The 16,981-nt window shown below is 36.4% G+C and carries 13 protein-coding genes; 7 read left to right on the forward strand and 6 right to left on the reverse strand.

Translation table 11 applies throughout. The annotated features are described in order from the left end of the window. Window positions 1-74 precede the first annotated feature (74 nt). The 6 genes from mnmG to rpmH all read right to left on the reverse strand — a co-directional run bounded on the left by mnmG (window position 75) and on the right by rpmH (window position 6,132). Entirely contained in the window at window positions 75-1,967 is a 1,893-nt protein-coding gene (gene mnmG, locus RCJ95_RS09350; RefSeq protein ID WP_257520880.1) for a tRNA uridine-5-carboxymethylaminomethyl(34) synthesis enzyme MnmG, read from the reverse strand. 27 nt (window positions 1,968-1,994) lie between these two features. After that, window positions 1,995-3,380 carry a tRNA uridine-5-carboxymethylaminomethyl(34) synthesis GTPase MnmE gene (mnmE, locus tag RCJ95_RS09355; RefSeq protein WP_221682473.1) on the reverse strand — a complete coding sequence of 462 codons (1,386 nt, stop codon included), beginning with the start codon at window positions 3,378-3,380 and terminating at the stop codon, window positions 1,995-1,997. Window positions 3,381-3,629: 249 nt separating this feature from the next. Further along, entirely contained in the window at window positions 3,630-4,412 is a 783-nt protein-coding gene (gene jag / locus RCJ95_RS09360; RefSeq protein ID WP_221682474.1) for an RNA-binding cell elongation regulator Jag/EloR, read from the reverse strand. Next, window positions 4,409-5,179: a membrane protein insertase YidC gene (gene yidC, locus RCJ95_RS09365; RefSeq protein WP_025115704.1), complete on the reverse strand. Its 771-nt coding sequence runs from the start codon at window positions 5,177-5,179 to the stop codon at window positions 4,409-4,411. The genes jag and yidC overlap by 4 nt, the downstream gene beginning before the upstream one ends. Window positions 5,180-5,552: 373 nt before the next feature. Beyond that, window positions 5,553-5,897, reverse strand: coding sequence for a ribonuclease P protein component (rnpA, locus tag RCJ95_RS09370; RefSeq protein ID WP_004233316.1), 345 nt, complete (start codon window positions 5,895-5,897; stop codon window positions 5,553-5,555). Between the two features lie 100 nt (window positions 5,898-5,997). Further along, entirely contained in the window at window positions 5,998-6,132 is a 135-nt protein-coding gene (gene rpmH / locus RCJ95_RS09375; protein WP_004233310.1) for a 50S ribosomal protein L34, read from the reverse strand. A gap of 547 nt (window positions 6,133-6,679) precedes the next feature. On the opposite strand from rpmH, the gene dnaA reads away from it, so the two are divergent. From dnaA to RCJ95_RS09410, 7 genes are all read left to right on the forward strand, one after another. Then, entirely contained in the window at window positions 6,680-8,074 is a 1,395-nt protein-coding gene (gene dnaA, locus RCJ95_RS09380) for a chromosomal replication initiator protein DnaA (protein ID WP_369700628.1), read from the forward strand. 169 nt (window positions 8,075-8,243) lie between these two features. Further along, window positions 8,244-9,380 carry a DNA polymerase III subunit beta gene (gene dnaN, locus RCJ95_RS09385; RefSeq protein WP_004233305.1) on the forward strand — a complete coding sequence of 379 codons (1,137 nt, stop codon included), beginning with the start codon at window positions 8,244-8,246 and terminating at the stop codon, window positions 9,378-9,380. Window positions 9,381-9,493: 113 nt separating this feature from the next. Continuing rightward, on the forward strand, window positions 9,494-9,718 hold the full coding sequence (yaaA, locus tag RCJ95_RS09390) for a S4 domain-containing protein YaaA (protein ID WP_004233303.1): 225 nt from the start codon (window positions 9,494-9,496) through the stop codon (window positions 9,716-9,718). A gap of 3 nt (window positions 9,719-9,721) precedes the next feature. Beyond that, a complete protein-coding gene (gene recF / locus RCJ95_RS09395; protein ID WP_004233301.1) occupies window positions 9,722-10,837 on the forward strand; it encodes a DNA replication/repair protein RecF in 1,116 nt (371 codons plus the stop codon). A gap of 93 nt (window positions 10,838-10,930) precedes the next feature. After that, window positions 10,931-12,865, forward strand: a complete 1,935-nt coding sequence (gene gyrB / locus RCJ95_RS09400) for a DNA topoisomerase (ATP-hydrolyzing) subunit B (RefSeq protein ID WP_221682476.1) — start codon at window positions 10,931-10,933, stop codon at window positions 12,863-12,865. Between the two features lie 25 nt (window positions 12,866-12,890). Then, window positions 12,891-15,356, forward strand: coding sequence for a DNA gyrase subunit A (gene gyrA / locus RCJ95_RS09405; protein ID WP_221682477.1), 2,466 nt, complete (start codon window positions 12,891-12,893; stop codon window positions 15,354-15,356). 142 nt (window positions 15,357-15,498) lie between these two features. Beyond that, window positions 15,499-16,578, forward strand: a complete 1,080-nt coding sequence (locus RCJ95_RS09410; RefSeq protein ID WP_221682478.1) for an HD-GYP domain-containing protein — start codon at window positions 15,499-15,501, stop codon at window positions 16,576-16,578. The last annotated feature ends 403 nt before the right edge of the window (window positions 16,579-16,981 follow it).

Below are 16,981 nucleotides of genomic sequence, written 5' to 3' on the forward strand. Positions count from 1 at the left end.
ATAGTATAGCCTTAAAAATAGGAAGCGGGCACAATGGTATGCCCGCCTCTTATTTACTTTACTGTTGTTGATGATCAGCTGCTTACTTTCGCAATTTTACCTTGTTCAATATAAACAAGCAGAATTGAAATATCAGCTGGATTAACACCAGAAATACGAGAGGCTTGCGCAATAGACAGTGGTGTAACTTGTTTTAATTTTTGACGCGCTTCTGTTGCTAAACCTGAAATAGCATCGTAATCAATATTCTCAGGAATTTTTTTGTTTTCCATTTTGTGTAGTTTCTCTACCTGTTGCAATGCTTTTTCGATATAGCCTTCATATTTAAGCTGAATTTCAATTTGTTCTTTTACTTCATCCGCCAATTCAATTTCTGCCGGAATTAAAGAAGAAATTAACTCATAATGCATTTCAGGGCGTTTTAATAAATCTGCACCACGTATACCGTCTTTTAATTCACTACCACCAACAGAACGAATAACAGATTGTGTGGCTTCATTTGGCTTAATAATGACTTCACGAAGACGTGCAATTTCATTTTCAATCAGCTCTTTTTTCTCATTGAAACTAGCATATCTTTCTTGTGGAATCATCCCCATGTTATAAGCTAACTCTACTAATCGTAGATCTGCATTATCGTGACGTAATAGTAAACGATACTCTGCACGAGATGTTAATAAACGATATGGCTCATTTGTTCCTTTAGTCACTAGGTCATCGATCAAAACGCCAATATAAGCATCTGAACGGCTTAAAATTAATTCGTCTTTACCTAATACACTAGCAGCTGCATTCATGCCCGCCATTAAGCCTTGCGCGGCAGCTTCTTCATAGCCAGATGTACCGTTAATTTGACCTGCTGTATATAAGCCTTTAATACGTTTCGTTTCTAAAGTTGGCCATAATTGTGTTGGCACAATTGAATCGTATTCAATAGCATAACCAGCACGCATCATTTCCGCATTCTCTAAGCCAGGTATAGATTTTAGTAAACGTGTTTGAACATGCTCTGGTAGGCTTGTTGACAAACCTTGAACATAAACCTCACGTGTATTGCGGCCTTCTGGCTCTAAGAAGATTTGATGTCTTGGCTTATCATTAAAACGTACAACTTTATCTTCAATAGATGGACAATAACGTGGACCTGTCCCTTTAATCATCCCTGAGTACATCGGTGAAAGATGTAAATTTGCTTCAATAATTTCATGTGTTTCAGGGCTTGTGTATGTTAACCAGCAAGGTAGCTGATCCATGATGAATTCAGTCGTTTCAAAACTAAATGCACGTGGAACATCATCTCCTGGTTGAATCTCTGTTTTGTCATAGTTTATTGTACGATTATTCACACGTGGTGGTGTACCTGTTTTAAATCGAACTAGGTCAAAACCTAGCTCTTTTAAATTATCAGCTAAGCGAATTGACGGTTGCTGGTTATTAGGACCACTTGAATATTTAATATCACCGATAATGATTTCACCACGTAGGAAAGTACCTGTTGTCACGACGACTGTTTTAGCACGATAAACGGCACCAATTTGTGTAATGACCCCTTTTACTTCCCCATCTTCAATAATTAACTCTTCAACCATCCCTTGATGGATTGTTAAGTTTGGTGTTTCCTCTAATACTCGTTTCATTTCCTGTTGATACAAAACTTTGTCCGCTTGTGCGCGCAATGCACGTACAGCTGGGCCTTTCCCTGTATTCAACATTCGCATTTGAATATGCGTTTTATCTATCACTTTCCCCATGACGCCTCCTAAAGCGTCAATCTCACGTACGACAATTCCTTTGGCAGGACCACCAATAGATGGATTACATGGCATAAATGCAATCATATCTAAATTGATTGTTAGCATTAATGTGTTAGCGCCCATTTTAGCCGCAGCATGTGCAGCTTCTGAACCTGCATGACCAGCACCAATCACAATCACATCAAACGTGCCTGCCTCATATTTTGTTGGCATGCTCGTACCTTCCTTTCTTTCTAAAAATTATTTTCCTAAACAGAACTGAGAAAATAGTTGATTGATGAGGCTTTCTTGAACAGTATCACCAATGATTTCGCCAAGTATTTCCCATGTTCTTGTTACATCAATTTGTACCATATCGACTGGTACACCATCCTGTGCAGCTGCTATTGCATCTTCTACCGTTGCTTGCGCTTGGTGCAGAAGGGCAATATGTCTTGCATTTGAAACATATGTTAAATCGCCCGCTTCGATTTGTCCCTCAAAGAATAATGCAGCAATGGCTTCTTCTAGCTCTGTAATACCTTCCTCTTGTAGCAGAGAAGTTGTTACAATGCGATGCTCACCAGCTAATTCCTTGACATGAGCCAAATCAATTTTTTGCGGTAAATCTGTTTTATTGACAATGACAATGTAATCCATCGCTTCAATTGTTTCGAATAGACGCTCATCCTCAGCAGTTAATTCATCTGCATAGTTTAATACAAACAGAATTAAATCAGCTCCACGAAGAGCTTCCCGTGAGCGTTCTACTCCAATTCGTTCAACAATATCTTCTGTTTCCCGAATACCCGCTGTATCCACTAAACGAAGTGGAACACCTCGGACATTGACGTACTCCTCTATAATATCACGAGTAGTCCCTGCAATATCTGTCACTATGGCCTTATTTTCTTGTACTAAGCTATTTAATAGTGAAGATTTCCCAACGTTCGGACGACCTAAAATAACTGTTGATAATCCCTCACGTAAAATTTTTCCTTGAGAAGATGTTTGCAAAAGTTTTATAATTTCATTTTTTACCCATGTACATTTCTCTACTAATACAGGTACAGTCATTTCTTCTACATCATCATACTCTGGATAATCTATATTAACCTCTACTTGGGCTAATGTCTCTAGTAAAGCTTGGCGCAAATCACCAATAAGTCTCGATAATTTTCCATCCATTTGACCCAGAGCCACATTCATCGCACGATCTGTTTTAGCTCTTATCAAATCCATTACTGCTTCAGCCTGTGATAAATCAATACGTCCATTTAAAAAGGCACGTTTTGTGAATTCACCTGGCTCAGCTAGCCTTGCTCCATTTGTTAAAGCAAGTTGCAACACGCGTTTGACTGAAACTAATCCACCATGACAGTTTATTTCAACTACATCCTCACGTGTGAATGTTTTTGGCCCACGCATCAGCGATAGCATTACTTCCTCTACTACCTCATTAGTTTTAGGATCGACTAAATGTCCATAATGAATAGTGTGCGAATCTTTGGTTGTTAAACTTTTTCCCCCGGGTGATTTGAATATTTTATCTGCAATCGTCACAGCCTCGTCTCCACTTAAACGAACGATGGCTATGGCACCTTCACCCATCGGTGTGGATATCGCAGCAATTGTATCGAACTCCATTTAATGACCTCCTCAACGTTATCCACATGTGGATAATCAAAACCGACCAATACTTACTAACACCTTAGACTAACATATTTTCAACAAAATCTAAAGTAAGGATCATTTCCAAATGTGGATAAAATCAATTTTTCGCTAATCCTATTTTCGACAAAATTTGCTATGTTTCATTAAAAAAGGTCATTTTATCTAAAAGATAAAATGACCTTTCAAAATATATTGTCTGTATGATTATGTGAAACAGTTTAATTATTTTTTTACTGGTTCTATTACTAAATAACGATTAGGCTCGGTACCTTCTGAATACGTTTCAAGATCTAGACGATTTGCTAATTGATTATGAATTATCTTTCGTTCGTAAGACGGCATTGGTTCAAATGCCACACGTTGATTTAAGCGTAATGCTTTATCCGCCATTCGATCCGCAAGTAATTCTAAAGCTACTTGTCGACGCTCGCGATAATTTTCTACATCCAGTTTCACCATTAAGAACTGCTTTGCGCTTTTATTTAATACGAGTTGCGTTAATTGCTGTAAGGAATTTAATGTTTGACCTCGTTTCCCTATAAGCAGGGCAGCTTTCTCACTTTTGAGTTGAAATAATACATATTTCCCTTCGCGTGTCGTAGCAATTTCAAGATCATGAATAGCCAATTGTTCAGCGATACTACTTAAATAAGCCTTTGCCTCTTCAATTGGATTTGCTGAGTCTCCATCCTCATCTTGTTCTTTAACGACTTGTTGAACTTCTTCCATTTCACTTGGTTGTTCAGAAACTTGTGAACTTAGTGTTTCAACATCATCTACTACTGTTACTACCTGCAATTGAGCATTGTCGCTTTCAATTGTCGGAACCTGAACTTCTTTTACTGTTACACGTACCTCTGCAGAACGTGCACCAAAACCTAAAAATCCTTTTTTACCTTCTTGTAAAACTTCAACATCTACTTGTTCACGGGTTTTGCCAAGTTTCTGTAACGCCAATGAGATCGCTTCTTGTGTTGTTGCGCCTATTTGCGTAAGTTGTTTCACTTTTTAGCCCCTCCATTTTGAGCAGGTTGTGTTTTATCTTTATTCCAGGGTTTATAAATGTACAAGTTTTGGAAAATCGAAATAATGTTTCCGATTACCCAGTATAATGATAATGCAGCTGGTAAGGCCATACCAAAACCAATAATCATGAATGGCATAATATACATCATAATTTTCATTTGAGGATTATCCATTGCTGGTCCTGTACGTAACACGATAAATTGCATTAAGCCAGCTGTAATAGCTAATGCAGGTGCAGGATCTGCTAGCGGGAAGATAAAGAAATTCCCTAGATCAAATGTTGATGTTGCATTCATACGGCTAATTGCATGATAGAAACCAATTAAGATTGGCATTTGAATGATTACTGGTAAGCATCCTGCAAGTGGATTTACTCCAGATTCACTCATTAACTTCATCATTTCTTGCTGATATTGTTGTTGTGTCTGAGCATCCTTAGAAGCATACTTCTTTTGCAGTTCCTTCAATTTTGGTTGAATTTCTTGCATCTTTTTAGAACTCTTTGTTTGTTTGATCATCAATGGCAAAATTGCTAAACGAATAATAATCGTTACGGCAATGATCCCCCATGCATACGTACCTAGCAGATCAGCAAAGTATTTTATTGCTGATACCAACGGCCAAACAATGAATTCATTCCAGAAGCCTGTGCTATCTTTGGAAATTGGTTCATTGAATTCTGTACAACCAGAAAGTAGTAAGGCTACTGATACTAGTGACAAAATTACCCAATGTTGTTTTTTCAACCTTCTTCCCCCTACAATTCCTATTCACTTTTTCTTATTCTATATGCTTCTTTTTGTACCGACAGTTTCCTCTCACATAATCGGTTAAATAACAGTAGCCTTATCTTTATTTCAGTCCACTTTTGAGAGTCCTCGATGAAGATAAAGTTATCAGTTATTTTATCATGCCTATAACATTCACTCTACTAAATATTCTAACTACACACGCTTATTCCTAAGATAAGTTGTGAATTTTACATATTTTTAAGCGAAAACTCTCGCCAGGAATACCCCCATGCGTATAATTCTCTTACATATAATTTTATGAAAAATCACATATTATCTATTCTATTGCTAACAGTACAGGCGTAATTTCACCACTTGGTTGCATACATTACACTTTTTTCATTACCTTTGCGATTCGTAGTACATGCTGCAAACTTTGTTTCACTTCATGAAAATCCATAGTGGCCGCCGGATGTCTGGCGATAATAACATAATCCATATTCGGCTTTAGATCATCTTTTAACTCATGAATACTTTGTCGAATATAGCGTTTTACTTGGTTGCGTGTTACCGCATTCCCAAGCTTCTTACTAACTGATAAACCTACACGAAATTCCGTTTGTCCCTCTTTTACTAAAAAATAAACAACAAACTGACGATTAGCGAAAGATTTACCTTTTTTAAACACCTTTTGAAAATCATCATTCTTCTTCACTCGTTGGCGTTTTTTCATTTCTTTCACCTGCTATTAGATAATATCTTTTGATCCTCATTTCTAGGTTTACCAAAAATAAAGAAAAAAAAGACCACTGATGTGGCTCAGTGGACTTATTTTATGCTGATAAAACTTTTCTTCCTTTACGACGACGAGCAGCAAGAACTTTGCGACCGTTTTTCGTGCTCATACGTGCGCGGAAACCGTGTACTTTGCTGTGCTTACGTTTTTTTGGTTGGTAAGTACGTTTCATTTATATAGACACCTCCTGATATGAGTTGAATTTTTCAACATACAGACTCGAATATTATATAAAGTATCTAGTTATTTTGTCAATGAATTTCACAAATTTCTTTTAATCGGTCGAACTATCTATTTATTCTATTCTTAATTTTCTAGTGTTCGGCTCCCTACTTAGAAATATTTTTTCTCCATAAACATAAAAATATTTATCCACAGAGTACTTGTTTTTTTTACACAGAGTTGTGTATAGTATTTTTTGCATTATTTTTTATCCACAACAATTATCTACAGGTTTCTCACATAAGCAGTGCTTGTGGACAACTATAAAGTGCATAACTGCAAGCTATGTGGATAAGTTTCACAAACTATTGAAATAGCTTTGTTTTTCTGATACGATTACTGTGCTTCACTTTGTTGAAAACTAAAACGAACATTTTAATTATCCACAACTGTTAATATGCTGTGGATAATTTTCATCACAGCCTTTGGTTAACTTTTATCCACAACTTGTGATTATGTGGACGAGTTATAAAATGAACGTATTTACAATTCTATAAATGCGATTTTTTTTTGTATTGAACACTGTAAAGGAGATTAGCAGCTTGGAACATTTAGAAGAACTATGGAACAATGTCCTGGCTCAAGTTGAACAAAAAATTTCTAAACCAAGCTTCGAAACGTGGCTAAAGTCTACGAAGTTACTATCTTACAATGGTAGTGGGTCCACTGTGACAATTGCTGCGCCAAATTCGTTTGCTCGAGACTGGCTTGAAAATCATTATATTCATTTGATTACAGGTATATTAACGGAGCTAACAGGCGAAGACTTGCTTATTAAATTTGTTGTTCAAAAAAACCAGGATTCGGACGATTTTGATTTGCCAGCGCCGATTATCCAAGCAAAAAATAATGAACATCATGATATTTCACCAGGTATGTTAAACCCGAAATATACTTTTGATACGTTTGTTATTGGCTCTGGTAACCGCTTTGCACATGCAGCTTCGTTAGCTGTAGCTGAAGCACCTGCTAAGGCATACAATCCATTCTTTATTTATGGGGGAGTAGGGCTAGGTAAAACGCACTTAATGCACGCTATTGGTCATTATGTACTAGAGCATAATCCAAATGCAAAAGTAGTGTATTTATCATCCGAGAAATTTACAAATGAATTTATTAACTCAATTCGTGATAACAAAGCACTTGATTTTCGCAATAAGTACCGCAACGTGGATGTACTGCTAATTGATGATATTCAATTCCTTGCTGGAAAAGAATCAACTCAAGAAGAATTTTTCCACACGTTTAATACTTTACATGAAGAATCCAAACAAATTGTTATTTCAAGTGACCGGCCTCCTAAGGAGATTCCAACTTTAGAAGATCGGCTCCGTTCACGTTTCGAATGGGGGTTAATAACTGATATTGCGCCGCCCGATTTGGAAACTCGTATCGCTATTTTGCGTAAAAAAGCAAAAGCAGACGGTTTAGAGGTACCAAATGAAGTAATGCTTTATATTGCGAACCAGATCGACTCCAATATTAGGGAGCTTGAAGGTGCGCTTATTCGCGTCGTTGCCTACTCATCACTTGTAAACAAAGATATTACTGCGACATTAGCTGCCGAGGCCTTGAAGGATATCATTCCTAATTCAAAACCGCGAACAGTGACAATATTAGACATTCAAAATGCAGTAGGGGAACATTTTAGTATACGTTTGGAAGATTTCGCTGCCAAAAAACGTACTAAATTAATTGCTTTTCCACGTCAAATCGCTATGTACTTATCACGCGAGTTGACAGATTTTTCGCTGCCAAAAATTGGCGAAGAATTTGGCGGCCGCGACCATACGACTGTCATACATGCGCACGAAAAAATATCTTCTATGTTGAAAAATGACGTGCAACTTCAACAAGATGTTAAACAAATTCGTAGTATGCTAGGCAAGTAATTGCTGTGGACAAACTAACTATTTAAACACAAACTTATACACAGTCTATCTACATGTGGATAGACTGATTTTATTCATATAAATACACTTATCCACAAATCCACAGGGCCTATTACTATATCTTTTTATTTTATATAAATAAATAATATAAATATGTGAGGGAAAACGAATGAAATTTGATATTTTACGTGACCGTTTATTAGAAGGTTTAAATGATGTCATGAAAGCAGTAAGTTCAAAAACAACTATTCCAATTTTAACTGGGATTAAAATTGATGTAACAGAGGAAGGTATCCGCTTAACTGGTAGTGATGCTGATATAACTATTCAAACATTTATTCCAGTAGAAGAAGATGGACAACAAATTATTCACATTACAGAAACAGGTTCAATTGTTGTACAAGCACGTATGTTTAATGAAATCGTACGTAAATTACCAACAAACGATGTTGAAATACAAGTAACACCTGGTTTCCAAACGCATATTCGTTCAGGGAAATCGGAATTCCATTTAATTGGCTCAGATGCAGCAGAGTATCCTTTGTTACCAGAGCTTACAGAAGATCAAAAATTTACTATTCCTGCTGATCTCTTAAAAACAATTATCCGTGAAACAGTATTCGCTGTTGCCACTTCAGAAAGTAGACCCGTGTTGACAGGTGTAAACTGGCAGATCAAAAATGAAACATTAATCTGTGTTGCAACAGATAGCCATCGTTTAGCAAGACGTAAAGTGCAACTCGAAAATTTACCAGAAGTTGAACATAGTGTAGTAATTCCAGGGAAAAGTTTGAATGAATTAAATAAAGTTCTTGAAGATTCTACAAATCTTGTCCAAATCGTTATTACAAGTCAGCAAGTATTATTTAAAACTGGTGATGTATTATTCTTCTCTCGCTTACTGGAAGGAAATTATCCTGACACAACTCGTTTAATTCCTGAAGAATATCAAACGAATGTAACAATTAATGGTAAATCTTTATTACAAGCTATTGACCGTGCATCACTTGTTGCACGAGGCGATCGTAATAATGTTGTCCGTTTTGAAATTTTAGATAACCAAGCAGTTGAAGTTTCTTCTAACTCTCCTGAAATCGGTAAAGTACAAGAAGAAATTCCTGTGGAAGCATTAGAAGGGGAAGGTTTGAAAATTTCATTCAGTGCAAAATATATGATGGAAGCATTAAAAGCAATAGATGGACAAGACGTAGTTATTCAATTTACCGGGGCAATGAGACCGTTTATTTTACGTTCCGTTCATGATGATGCTATTTTACAATTAATTTTACCTGTACGAACTTACTAAAGAATATAAGATCTGTTAAGATAGTCGCTCATAGTGACTATCTTTTTTTACTTATGGCGTAATTTTAGGTATGATAGAGAGATAGACAGTCTGTATTCGGAGGGGAACACACTATGCAGGACATTAAAATTGATGAGGAGTTCATCACGTTAGGGCAACTTTTAAAAATTACTGATGCCATTAGTTCAGGTGGAATGGCCAAGTGGTTTTTACAAGAACATGCTGTATATGTAAATGGAGAAGTAGACGATCGTCGAGGTCGAAAATTACGTAACGGAGATATTGTAAATATTCCTGGATGTGGTCGTTTTCAAATTATAGGACCAACTGGACAATAAATTATGTATATTGAGCAAATAAAACTTACAAATTACCGTAACTATGATGCCTTAGCTTTAAACTTCTCTCCAAAAATTAATGTTTTCATTGGTGAAAATGCACAAGGAAAAACAAATGTTATGGAGTCCATCTATGTTTTAGCAATGGCTAAGTCCCATCGAACAACGAACGATAAAGAATTGATACGTTGGGATTCAGACTATGGTAAAATAGAAGGGGCCGTTAAAAAAAGGCATGGTATTTTACCGATCGAACTTACGATTACAAAGAAAGGTAAAAAGGGCAAGATAAATCATATAGAGCAAAGTCGCCTTAGTCATTATATTGGTCAAATGAATGTCGTTATGTTTGCGCCAGAGGATTTGAACGTTGTAAAGGGAAGTCCGCAAATACGTCGGCGTTTTATTGATATGGAGATTGGGCAAATTTCGCCTGTCTATTTACATGATTTATTAACCTTTCAAAAAGTTTTAAAACAACGTAACCATTTTTTAAAAATGAACCAAGGCAAGTCCATGTCCAATGATGTGATGTATGAGGTCTACAATGAACAATATATTCACGCTGCTACCCAAATTATTCGTAAAAGATTTCAATTTATGGATTTATTGCAGGAGTGGGCGGAACCCATACACGCAGGTATATCGCAAGGTAAGGAAACACTTGTTATAAAATATCGTACGGTAGCTGGTATTGAAAAAGAGCACTCTACTAGTGAAATTGAAAATACTTTACATCAAAAATTAATTGAAGCGAGAGAACGTGAATTTGATAGAGGCGTGACACTAGTTGGTCCACACCGAGATGATTTACAGTTTTTAGTCAATGGCTATGATGTCCAAACTTATGGTTCACAAGGGCAACAGCGAACTACTGCATTATCTTTAAAGCTTGCTGAAATTGAATTAATTAAACAAGAAACAAAAGAAACACCCATACTACTTTTAGATGATGTTTTATCGGAACTCGATGATTATCGCCAATCGCATTTATTAAATACCATTCAGGGTGAAGTCCAAACCTTTGTAACAACCACAAGTGTGGAAGGAATTCATCATGAAACGATGGAACAGGCTCAACTGTTCCACGTGAAACAAGGTGCGATTGAAAGAAGTTAGCCAGGGTAGTTTTTTAGATTACAAAAAGAATGGTAATAGTCAGCTCGGTTGACTGTTCATTCATTTACACACAATGATGTTATGAAGGAGTAGATGAAAGCCGTGGCTATAGAGAACGAAGGTTTACAAAACCAAGCTTATGAGGCCGATCAGATACAGGTATTAGAAGGTTTAGAAGCAGTACGTAAAAGACCAGGGATGTATATCGGTTCAACTAGCTCTAAAGGGCTTCACCATTTAGTATGGGAAATTGTTGATAATAGTATCGATGAAGCACTTGCAGGATTTTGTACAGATATAAAAGTAACAATTGAAAAAGAAAACTGGATTCGTGTAGAAGATAACGGTCGAGGTATTCCAGTTAGTATTCAAGAAAAAATGGGTAAGCCGGCTGTTGAAGTTATTATGACTGTTTTACATGCTGGTGGTAAATTTGGCGGTGGAGGCTATAAAGTTTCTGGTGGTCTTCATGGAGTTGGAGCATCAGTAGTAAATGCACTTTCTATTGAAACAATTGTCCAAGTACACCGTGAAGGTCATATCCATGAAATAAAATTTGAACGTGGAAAAACAGTTCAAGAATTAACAGTTATCGGTGATACAGATCATAATGGTACAACAACGCGTTTTAAAGCTGACCCAGAAATATTTAAAGAAACAACTGTTTATGAATATGATATTTTAGCTCATCGTATTAGAGAATTGGCTTATTTAAATCGTGGTATTAAGATTACGATTGCTGATGAACGTGAAGAAGAGATTCGCTCAACAACATACCACTATGAAGGTGGTATTCGTTCTTATGTTGAGCATTTAAATCAATCTAAAGACCCAATCCATGATCCAATTGATGTTCTTGGAGAGAAGGATGGCATCACAGTAGAAATTGCTATGCAATATAATGCTGGATTCTCTTCTAATATTTTTTCATTTGCTAATAACATTAATACGTATGAGGGCGGTACACATGAATCAGGGTTTAAAACAGCCCTTACACGCGTTATTAATGACTATGCACGAAAAAGTGGATTACTAAAAGAATCTGACGCTAATCTTACAGGTGAGGATGTACGAGAAGGGTTAACAGCTATAGTTTCTGTTAAACATCCAGATCCTCAATTTGAAGGACAAACAAAAACAAAGTTAGGGAATTCAGAGGTAAGTCAAATTACCAATTCTTTGTTCTCAGATGGTTTTGAGCGTTTTATGTTAGAAAATCCAACGGTTGCACGAAAAATTGTGGAAAAAGGATTAATGGCAGCACGTGCTCGTGTAGCTGCGAAAAAAGCACGTGAGTTTACTCGTCGTAAAAATGCTCTCGAAGTATCTAGCTTACCGGGTAAATTAGCTGATTGTTCTTCTACTAACCCAGCTGATTGTGAAATTTATATTGTTGAGGGTGATTCTGCCGGTGGTTCGGCTAAATCCGGACGTGATCGACACTTTCAAGCAATTTTACCTTTACGAGGTAAAATCCTTAACGTTGAGAAAGCTCGACTAGATAAAATTTTATCGAATGCGGAAATCCGTGCAATGATAACAGCATTCGGCACTGGTATTGGTGAGGAGTTTAATTTAGAGAAAGCTCGTTATCATAAAATCATTATCATGACAGATGCCGATGTCGATGGGGCACATATTCGTACATTACTTTTAACATTCTTCTTCCGTTTCCTTCGACCACTTATAGAAGCAGGCTATATTTATATTGCACAGCCACCACTTTATCAAGTGAAACAAGGTAAACATATTGAGTACTGCTATGATGAAGAGACATTAAAAGAAATTTTAGAACGGCTACCAAAAATGCCAAAACCAAATGTGCAGCGTTATAAAGGTCTTGGTGAAATGAACGCTGAGCAGCTTTGGGAAACAACAATGGATCCTGAGTACCGTACATTATTACAAGTAGAATTAGATGATGCAATTAAAGCAAACCAAGCATTTGAACGTTTAATGGGCGATGAAGTTGAACCTCGTCGTCAATTTATCGAGGAAAATGCCGTATACGCTAATTTAGATATCTAATTTTTCTTGAGAGGAGGTCTACACTTTGTCAGAACAAGAACGCTCCGGTGTTAAAGGAATTAATATAACAGAAGAAATTGAAACATCCTTTCTTGATTATGCAATGAGTGTAATTGTATCACGTGCATTACCTGATGTACGTGATGGATTAAAACCAGTTCATCGTCGTATTTTATATGGGATGCAGGAATTAGGTAATACAGCAGATAAAGCCTACAAAAAGTCAGCACGTATCGTTGGGGATGTAATGGGTAAGTACCATCCACATGGTGACTCTTCCATCTATGATGCAATGGTACGTATGGCACAAGATTTTAGCTATCGCTACATGCTTGTTGATGGTCACGGAAACTTCGGCTCTGTTGATGGTGATGGCGCAGCAGCCATGCGATATACAGAATCACGTATGTCTAAAATAGCAATGGAAATGCTCCGTGATATTAATAAAGATACAATTGACTATACAGATAACTATGATGGATCAGAAAAAGAACCAATAGTTTTACCAAGTCGCTATCCAAATCTTTTAGTCAACGGTGCTGCAGGGATTGCTGTAGGTATGGCAACAAATATTCCACCACATCAATTGGGTGAAACAATTGATGCTGTTATAGCACTTTCTGAAAATCCAGCCATTACGACTGAAGAGCTAATGGAAATCATTCCTGGCCCTGATTTTCCTACTGGTGGATTAATTTTAGGACGTAGTGGTATTCGTAGAGCCTATGAAACTGGTCGAGGTTCCATTATCATCCGTGCGAAAGTGGAAATTGAGCAAAAGGCAAATGGTAAGGAAACTATTCTTATTCATGAATTACCTTACCAAGTGAATAAGGCTAAGCTCATTGAAAAAATTGCAGAGCTTGTACGTGATAAAAAAATAGATGGAATCACAAATTTACGTGATGAATCAGACCGTCGCGGTATGCGTGTAGTGATTGAAGTTCGTAAAGATGCAAATGCTAATGTTGTACTAAATAATTTATATAAACAAACAGCTATGCAATCTAGCTTCGGTATCAATATGCTATCTTTAGTAAATGGTCAGCCTAAAGTATTAGGCTTAAAAGAAATGCTATACCATTATTTAGAACACCAAAAAGTAATTATTCGTCGTCGTACAGAGTTTGATCTTCGAAAAGCTGAAGACCGCGCTCACATTTTAGAGGGCTTACGAATCGCACTCGATCATATTGATGAAATAATCGCTATTATACGTGGTTCACGTAGTGGTGAAGAAGCAAAACCTCAATTAATGGAACGTTTTAACTTATCTGAGCGTCAGGCTCAAGCTATTTTAGATATGCGCCTCGTTCGGTTAAGTGGCTTAGAACGTGAAAAAATTGAGGCAGAATATCAAGAGCTTCAAGTTCTTATAGCTGAATTAAAGGCAATCTTAGCAGATGAAGAGAAAATTGTAGATATTATTCGTACTGAAATCTTAGAGTTGAAAGAACGTTTTAATGATATACGCCGTACTGAGATTACATCAGGTGGAATTGAAATGATTGAGGATGAGGATTTAATTCCTGTTGAAAACTCAGTTGTTACTTTAACACATAATGGCTATATAAAGCGTTTAGCTGCGAATACATATCGTAGTCAAAAGCGTGGTGGTCGTGGTGTACAAGGAATGGGTACAAATGAAGACGACTTTGTAGAGCATCTAATGAATACTTCTACCCACGATACAATTTTATTCTTCACGTCTAAAGGTAAAGTATTTAGAGCAAAAGGATATGAAATTCCTGAGTTCGGTCGTACTGCTAAAGGGTTACCTATCGTAAACTTGCTCAATATAGAAAAAGGCGAAAAAGTAACAGCTATGATTCGTGTTGCGTCGTTTGATGACGATGCTTACTTTATCTTTACCACAAAAACAGGTATTACAAAACGTACTCCTGTATCGCAATTTGCTAACATCCGAACAAATGGTTTAATCGCAATCAGCTTGAGAGAAGACGACGATCTTATTTCTGTACGTCTTACAGATGGAGAGAAACAAGTCATTATTGGTACACGCGATGGCATGCTCGTTCGTTTCCAAGAAGACGACATTCGATCTATGGGCCGTACAGCTGGTGGTGTACGAGGCATTAAGCTACGTGATGGTGACGAAGTAGTTGGTATGGAGATTGTTGAGCCAGGGCAAGAAATTTTAGTAGTAACTGAAAAAGGTTACGGTAAACGTACTTCTGAAGAGGACTATCGTTTACAAAGTCGTGGTGGAGTAGGACTGAAAACTATCCAGATTACAGATAAGAATGGTCCAATGGTGGCTGTAAAAACCGTCGATGGTTCTGAGGATTTAATGCTTATAACTATTAATGGTATGCTTATCCGTATGGATGTGAACGATATTTCATTAATTGGGCGCAGTACGCAAGGTGTACGTTTAATTCGACTAGGAGATGACGAATTGGTTGCAACTGTCGCTAAAGTGGAAAAAGCAGAAGAGTCTTTAGAAGACGAAGAGGAAGTCGAAGAATAATATAATCCGATGATGACATTATTGAATGTCGTCATCGGTTTTTTTACGTAAATAATGAAATATAAGTAATTATTTTGAATTCCATGATAAAATGAAAATACCTTATTTTGAAGCAAGAAAATAGTGGAGAGGTGTTCATTCCGTGGAAACTATACATGTTCCAATTTCAGAGCTAGGTGTTGGCAAGGTAATTTCTGAAGATATATTTGCTAATACACAGTATCCGATTATTTTCAAAGATACAATGATTTCTTATGTACACTTACAAGTTTTTCATGCATTTAATATTTTCACCGTCCCCGTTTACAAAAGTGAAAATGATACTCGTGTAGAAAAGAATGAGAGCGATGTCGAAGTTACAATAGAAGAAATTCCGACTTTTAGAAAAATCTATAATCATTCTGTTGAACAGTTTAAAAAAGAATTTAAAAACTGGGAAGCGGGAGCCAAGGTAGATATTGCAAAGGCCAGAACAATTATTTTACCTCTAGTAGAGATGGTACTAGAAGATCGTACTATTATTTTTGATTTAAATGAGTATTCAAATCCAAAAGACTACCTGTATCATCATTGTGTAGCAACTGGTTTAATTGCCTCAGTTATTGCTCAAAAACTTGGTTATGATAGAGGGACAACTATTCAAGTAGCCATCGGTGGTTTATTAGCTGATTGTGGTATGGCTAAAGTACATCCCCGTATCAGGGATAAGAAGACACCATTAACAGAGCAAGAATATGATGAGATTTATAAACATCCCATTTATAGCCATAATATGGTGAAAGATTTGACCATTTTAAAAGAAACGATGAAAGAAGCAATCTTCCAACATCATGAACGTTTAAATGGTAGTGGATATCCGAAGAACGAAAAGATCGCAAATATTTCTATATTTGCACAAATCATTGCTGTTGCAGACGTTTTTCATGCTATGACATGTGAACGAGTGTATAGAACAAAACAATCTTCATTTAAAGTGATAGAAATGATCAATGAATCTGAGTTTGGTAAATTTGATATTAAAGTAGTACGTGCATTAATTGATATTGTTGCAGATCTTCCAATAGGTACAATTGTAGAACTTTCTAATTTAGAACGTGGGGAAGTAATGTATGTAAATAAATTTGCCCCAACACGACCACTTATTAAATTAATTCATTCAGGGGAAATTTTTGATTTAGGGAAAAATCGTAGCTTCTATATTTCACGTATCATAACTAATTAATAGATAAAGGGGCAAACTATATTATGTGGTTTGCCTTTTTTTATCAGGTAAGAGATTTACTCTACGCAAGTGCTAGTATAAATAGGTGAGATATTAGTAGTTTCCTTAAGAAATACTTCGCAATATTAATCAATTAAATAGTGAGGATTTTAACCATAATTGTGTTTTGAAACATTTATATATATTGTATTAAAATATTTTTGGAGAAAGTGTTGACTTTGTTTTTGAATCTTGATATTATTAATGAGTCGCCAAGAGGTGACGACGAAATAAAGAACATGAACCTTGAAAACTGAACAAGCAAAACGTAATCAATAAAGTTTTAAGTAGCTAGTTTAGCTAGTGAACGAAACACAATTTTGGACATCAAACATGATGCCAGCAAAACAATTTGAGCTAATCA

This window comes from Lysinibacillus sp. BSL11, from assembly GCF_052928325.1.

Coding starts and splice junctions, on each gene's coding strand:
- mnmG (WP_257520880.1), bottom strand. CDS start 1,967: ATGCCAACAAAATATGAGGCAGGCACGTTTGATGTGATTGTGATTGGT.
- rpmH (WP_004233310.1), bottom strand. CDS start 6,132: ATGAAACGTACTTACCAACCAAAAAAACGTAAGCACAGCAAAGTACAC.
- yaaA (WP_004233303.1), top strand. CDS start 9,494: ATGCAGGACATTAAAATTGATGAGGAGTTCATCACGTTAGGGCAACTT.
- rnpA (WP_004233316.1), bottom strand. CDS start 5,897: ATGAAAAAACGCCAACGAGTGAAGAAGAATGATGATTTTCAAAAGGTG.
- mnmE (WP_221682473.1), bottom strand. CDS start 3,380: ATGGAGTTCGATACAATTGCTGCGATATCCACACCGATGGGTGAAGGT.
- dnaN (WP_004233305.1), top strand. CDS start 8,244: ATGAAATTTGATATTTTACGTGACCGTTTATTAGAAGGTTTAAATGAT.
- recF (WP_004233301.1), top strand. CDS start 9,722: ATGTATATTGAGCAAATAAAACTTACAAATTACCGTAACTATGATGCC.
- dnaA (WP_369700628.1), top strand. CDS start 6,680: ATGCGATTTTTTTTTGTATTGAACACTGTAAAGGAGATTAGCAGCTTG.
- gyrB (WP_221682476.1), top strand. CDS start 10,931: ATGAAAGCCGTGGCTATAGAGAACGAAGGTTTACAAAACCAAGCTTAT.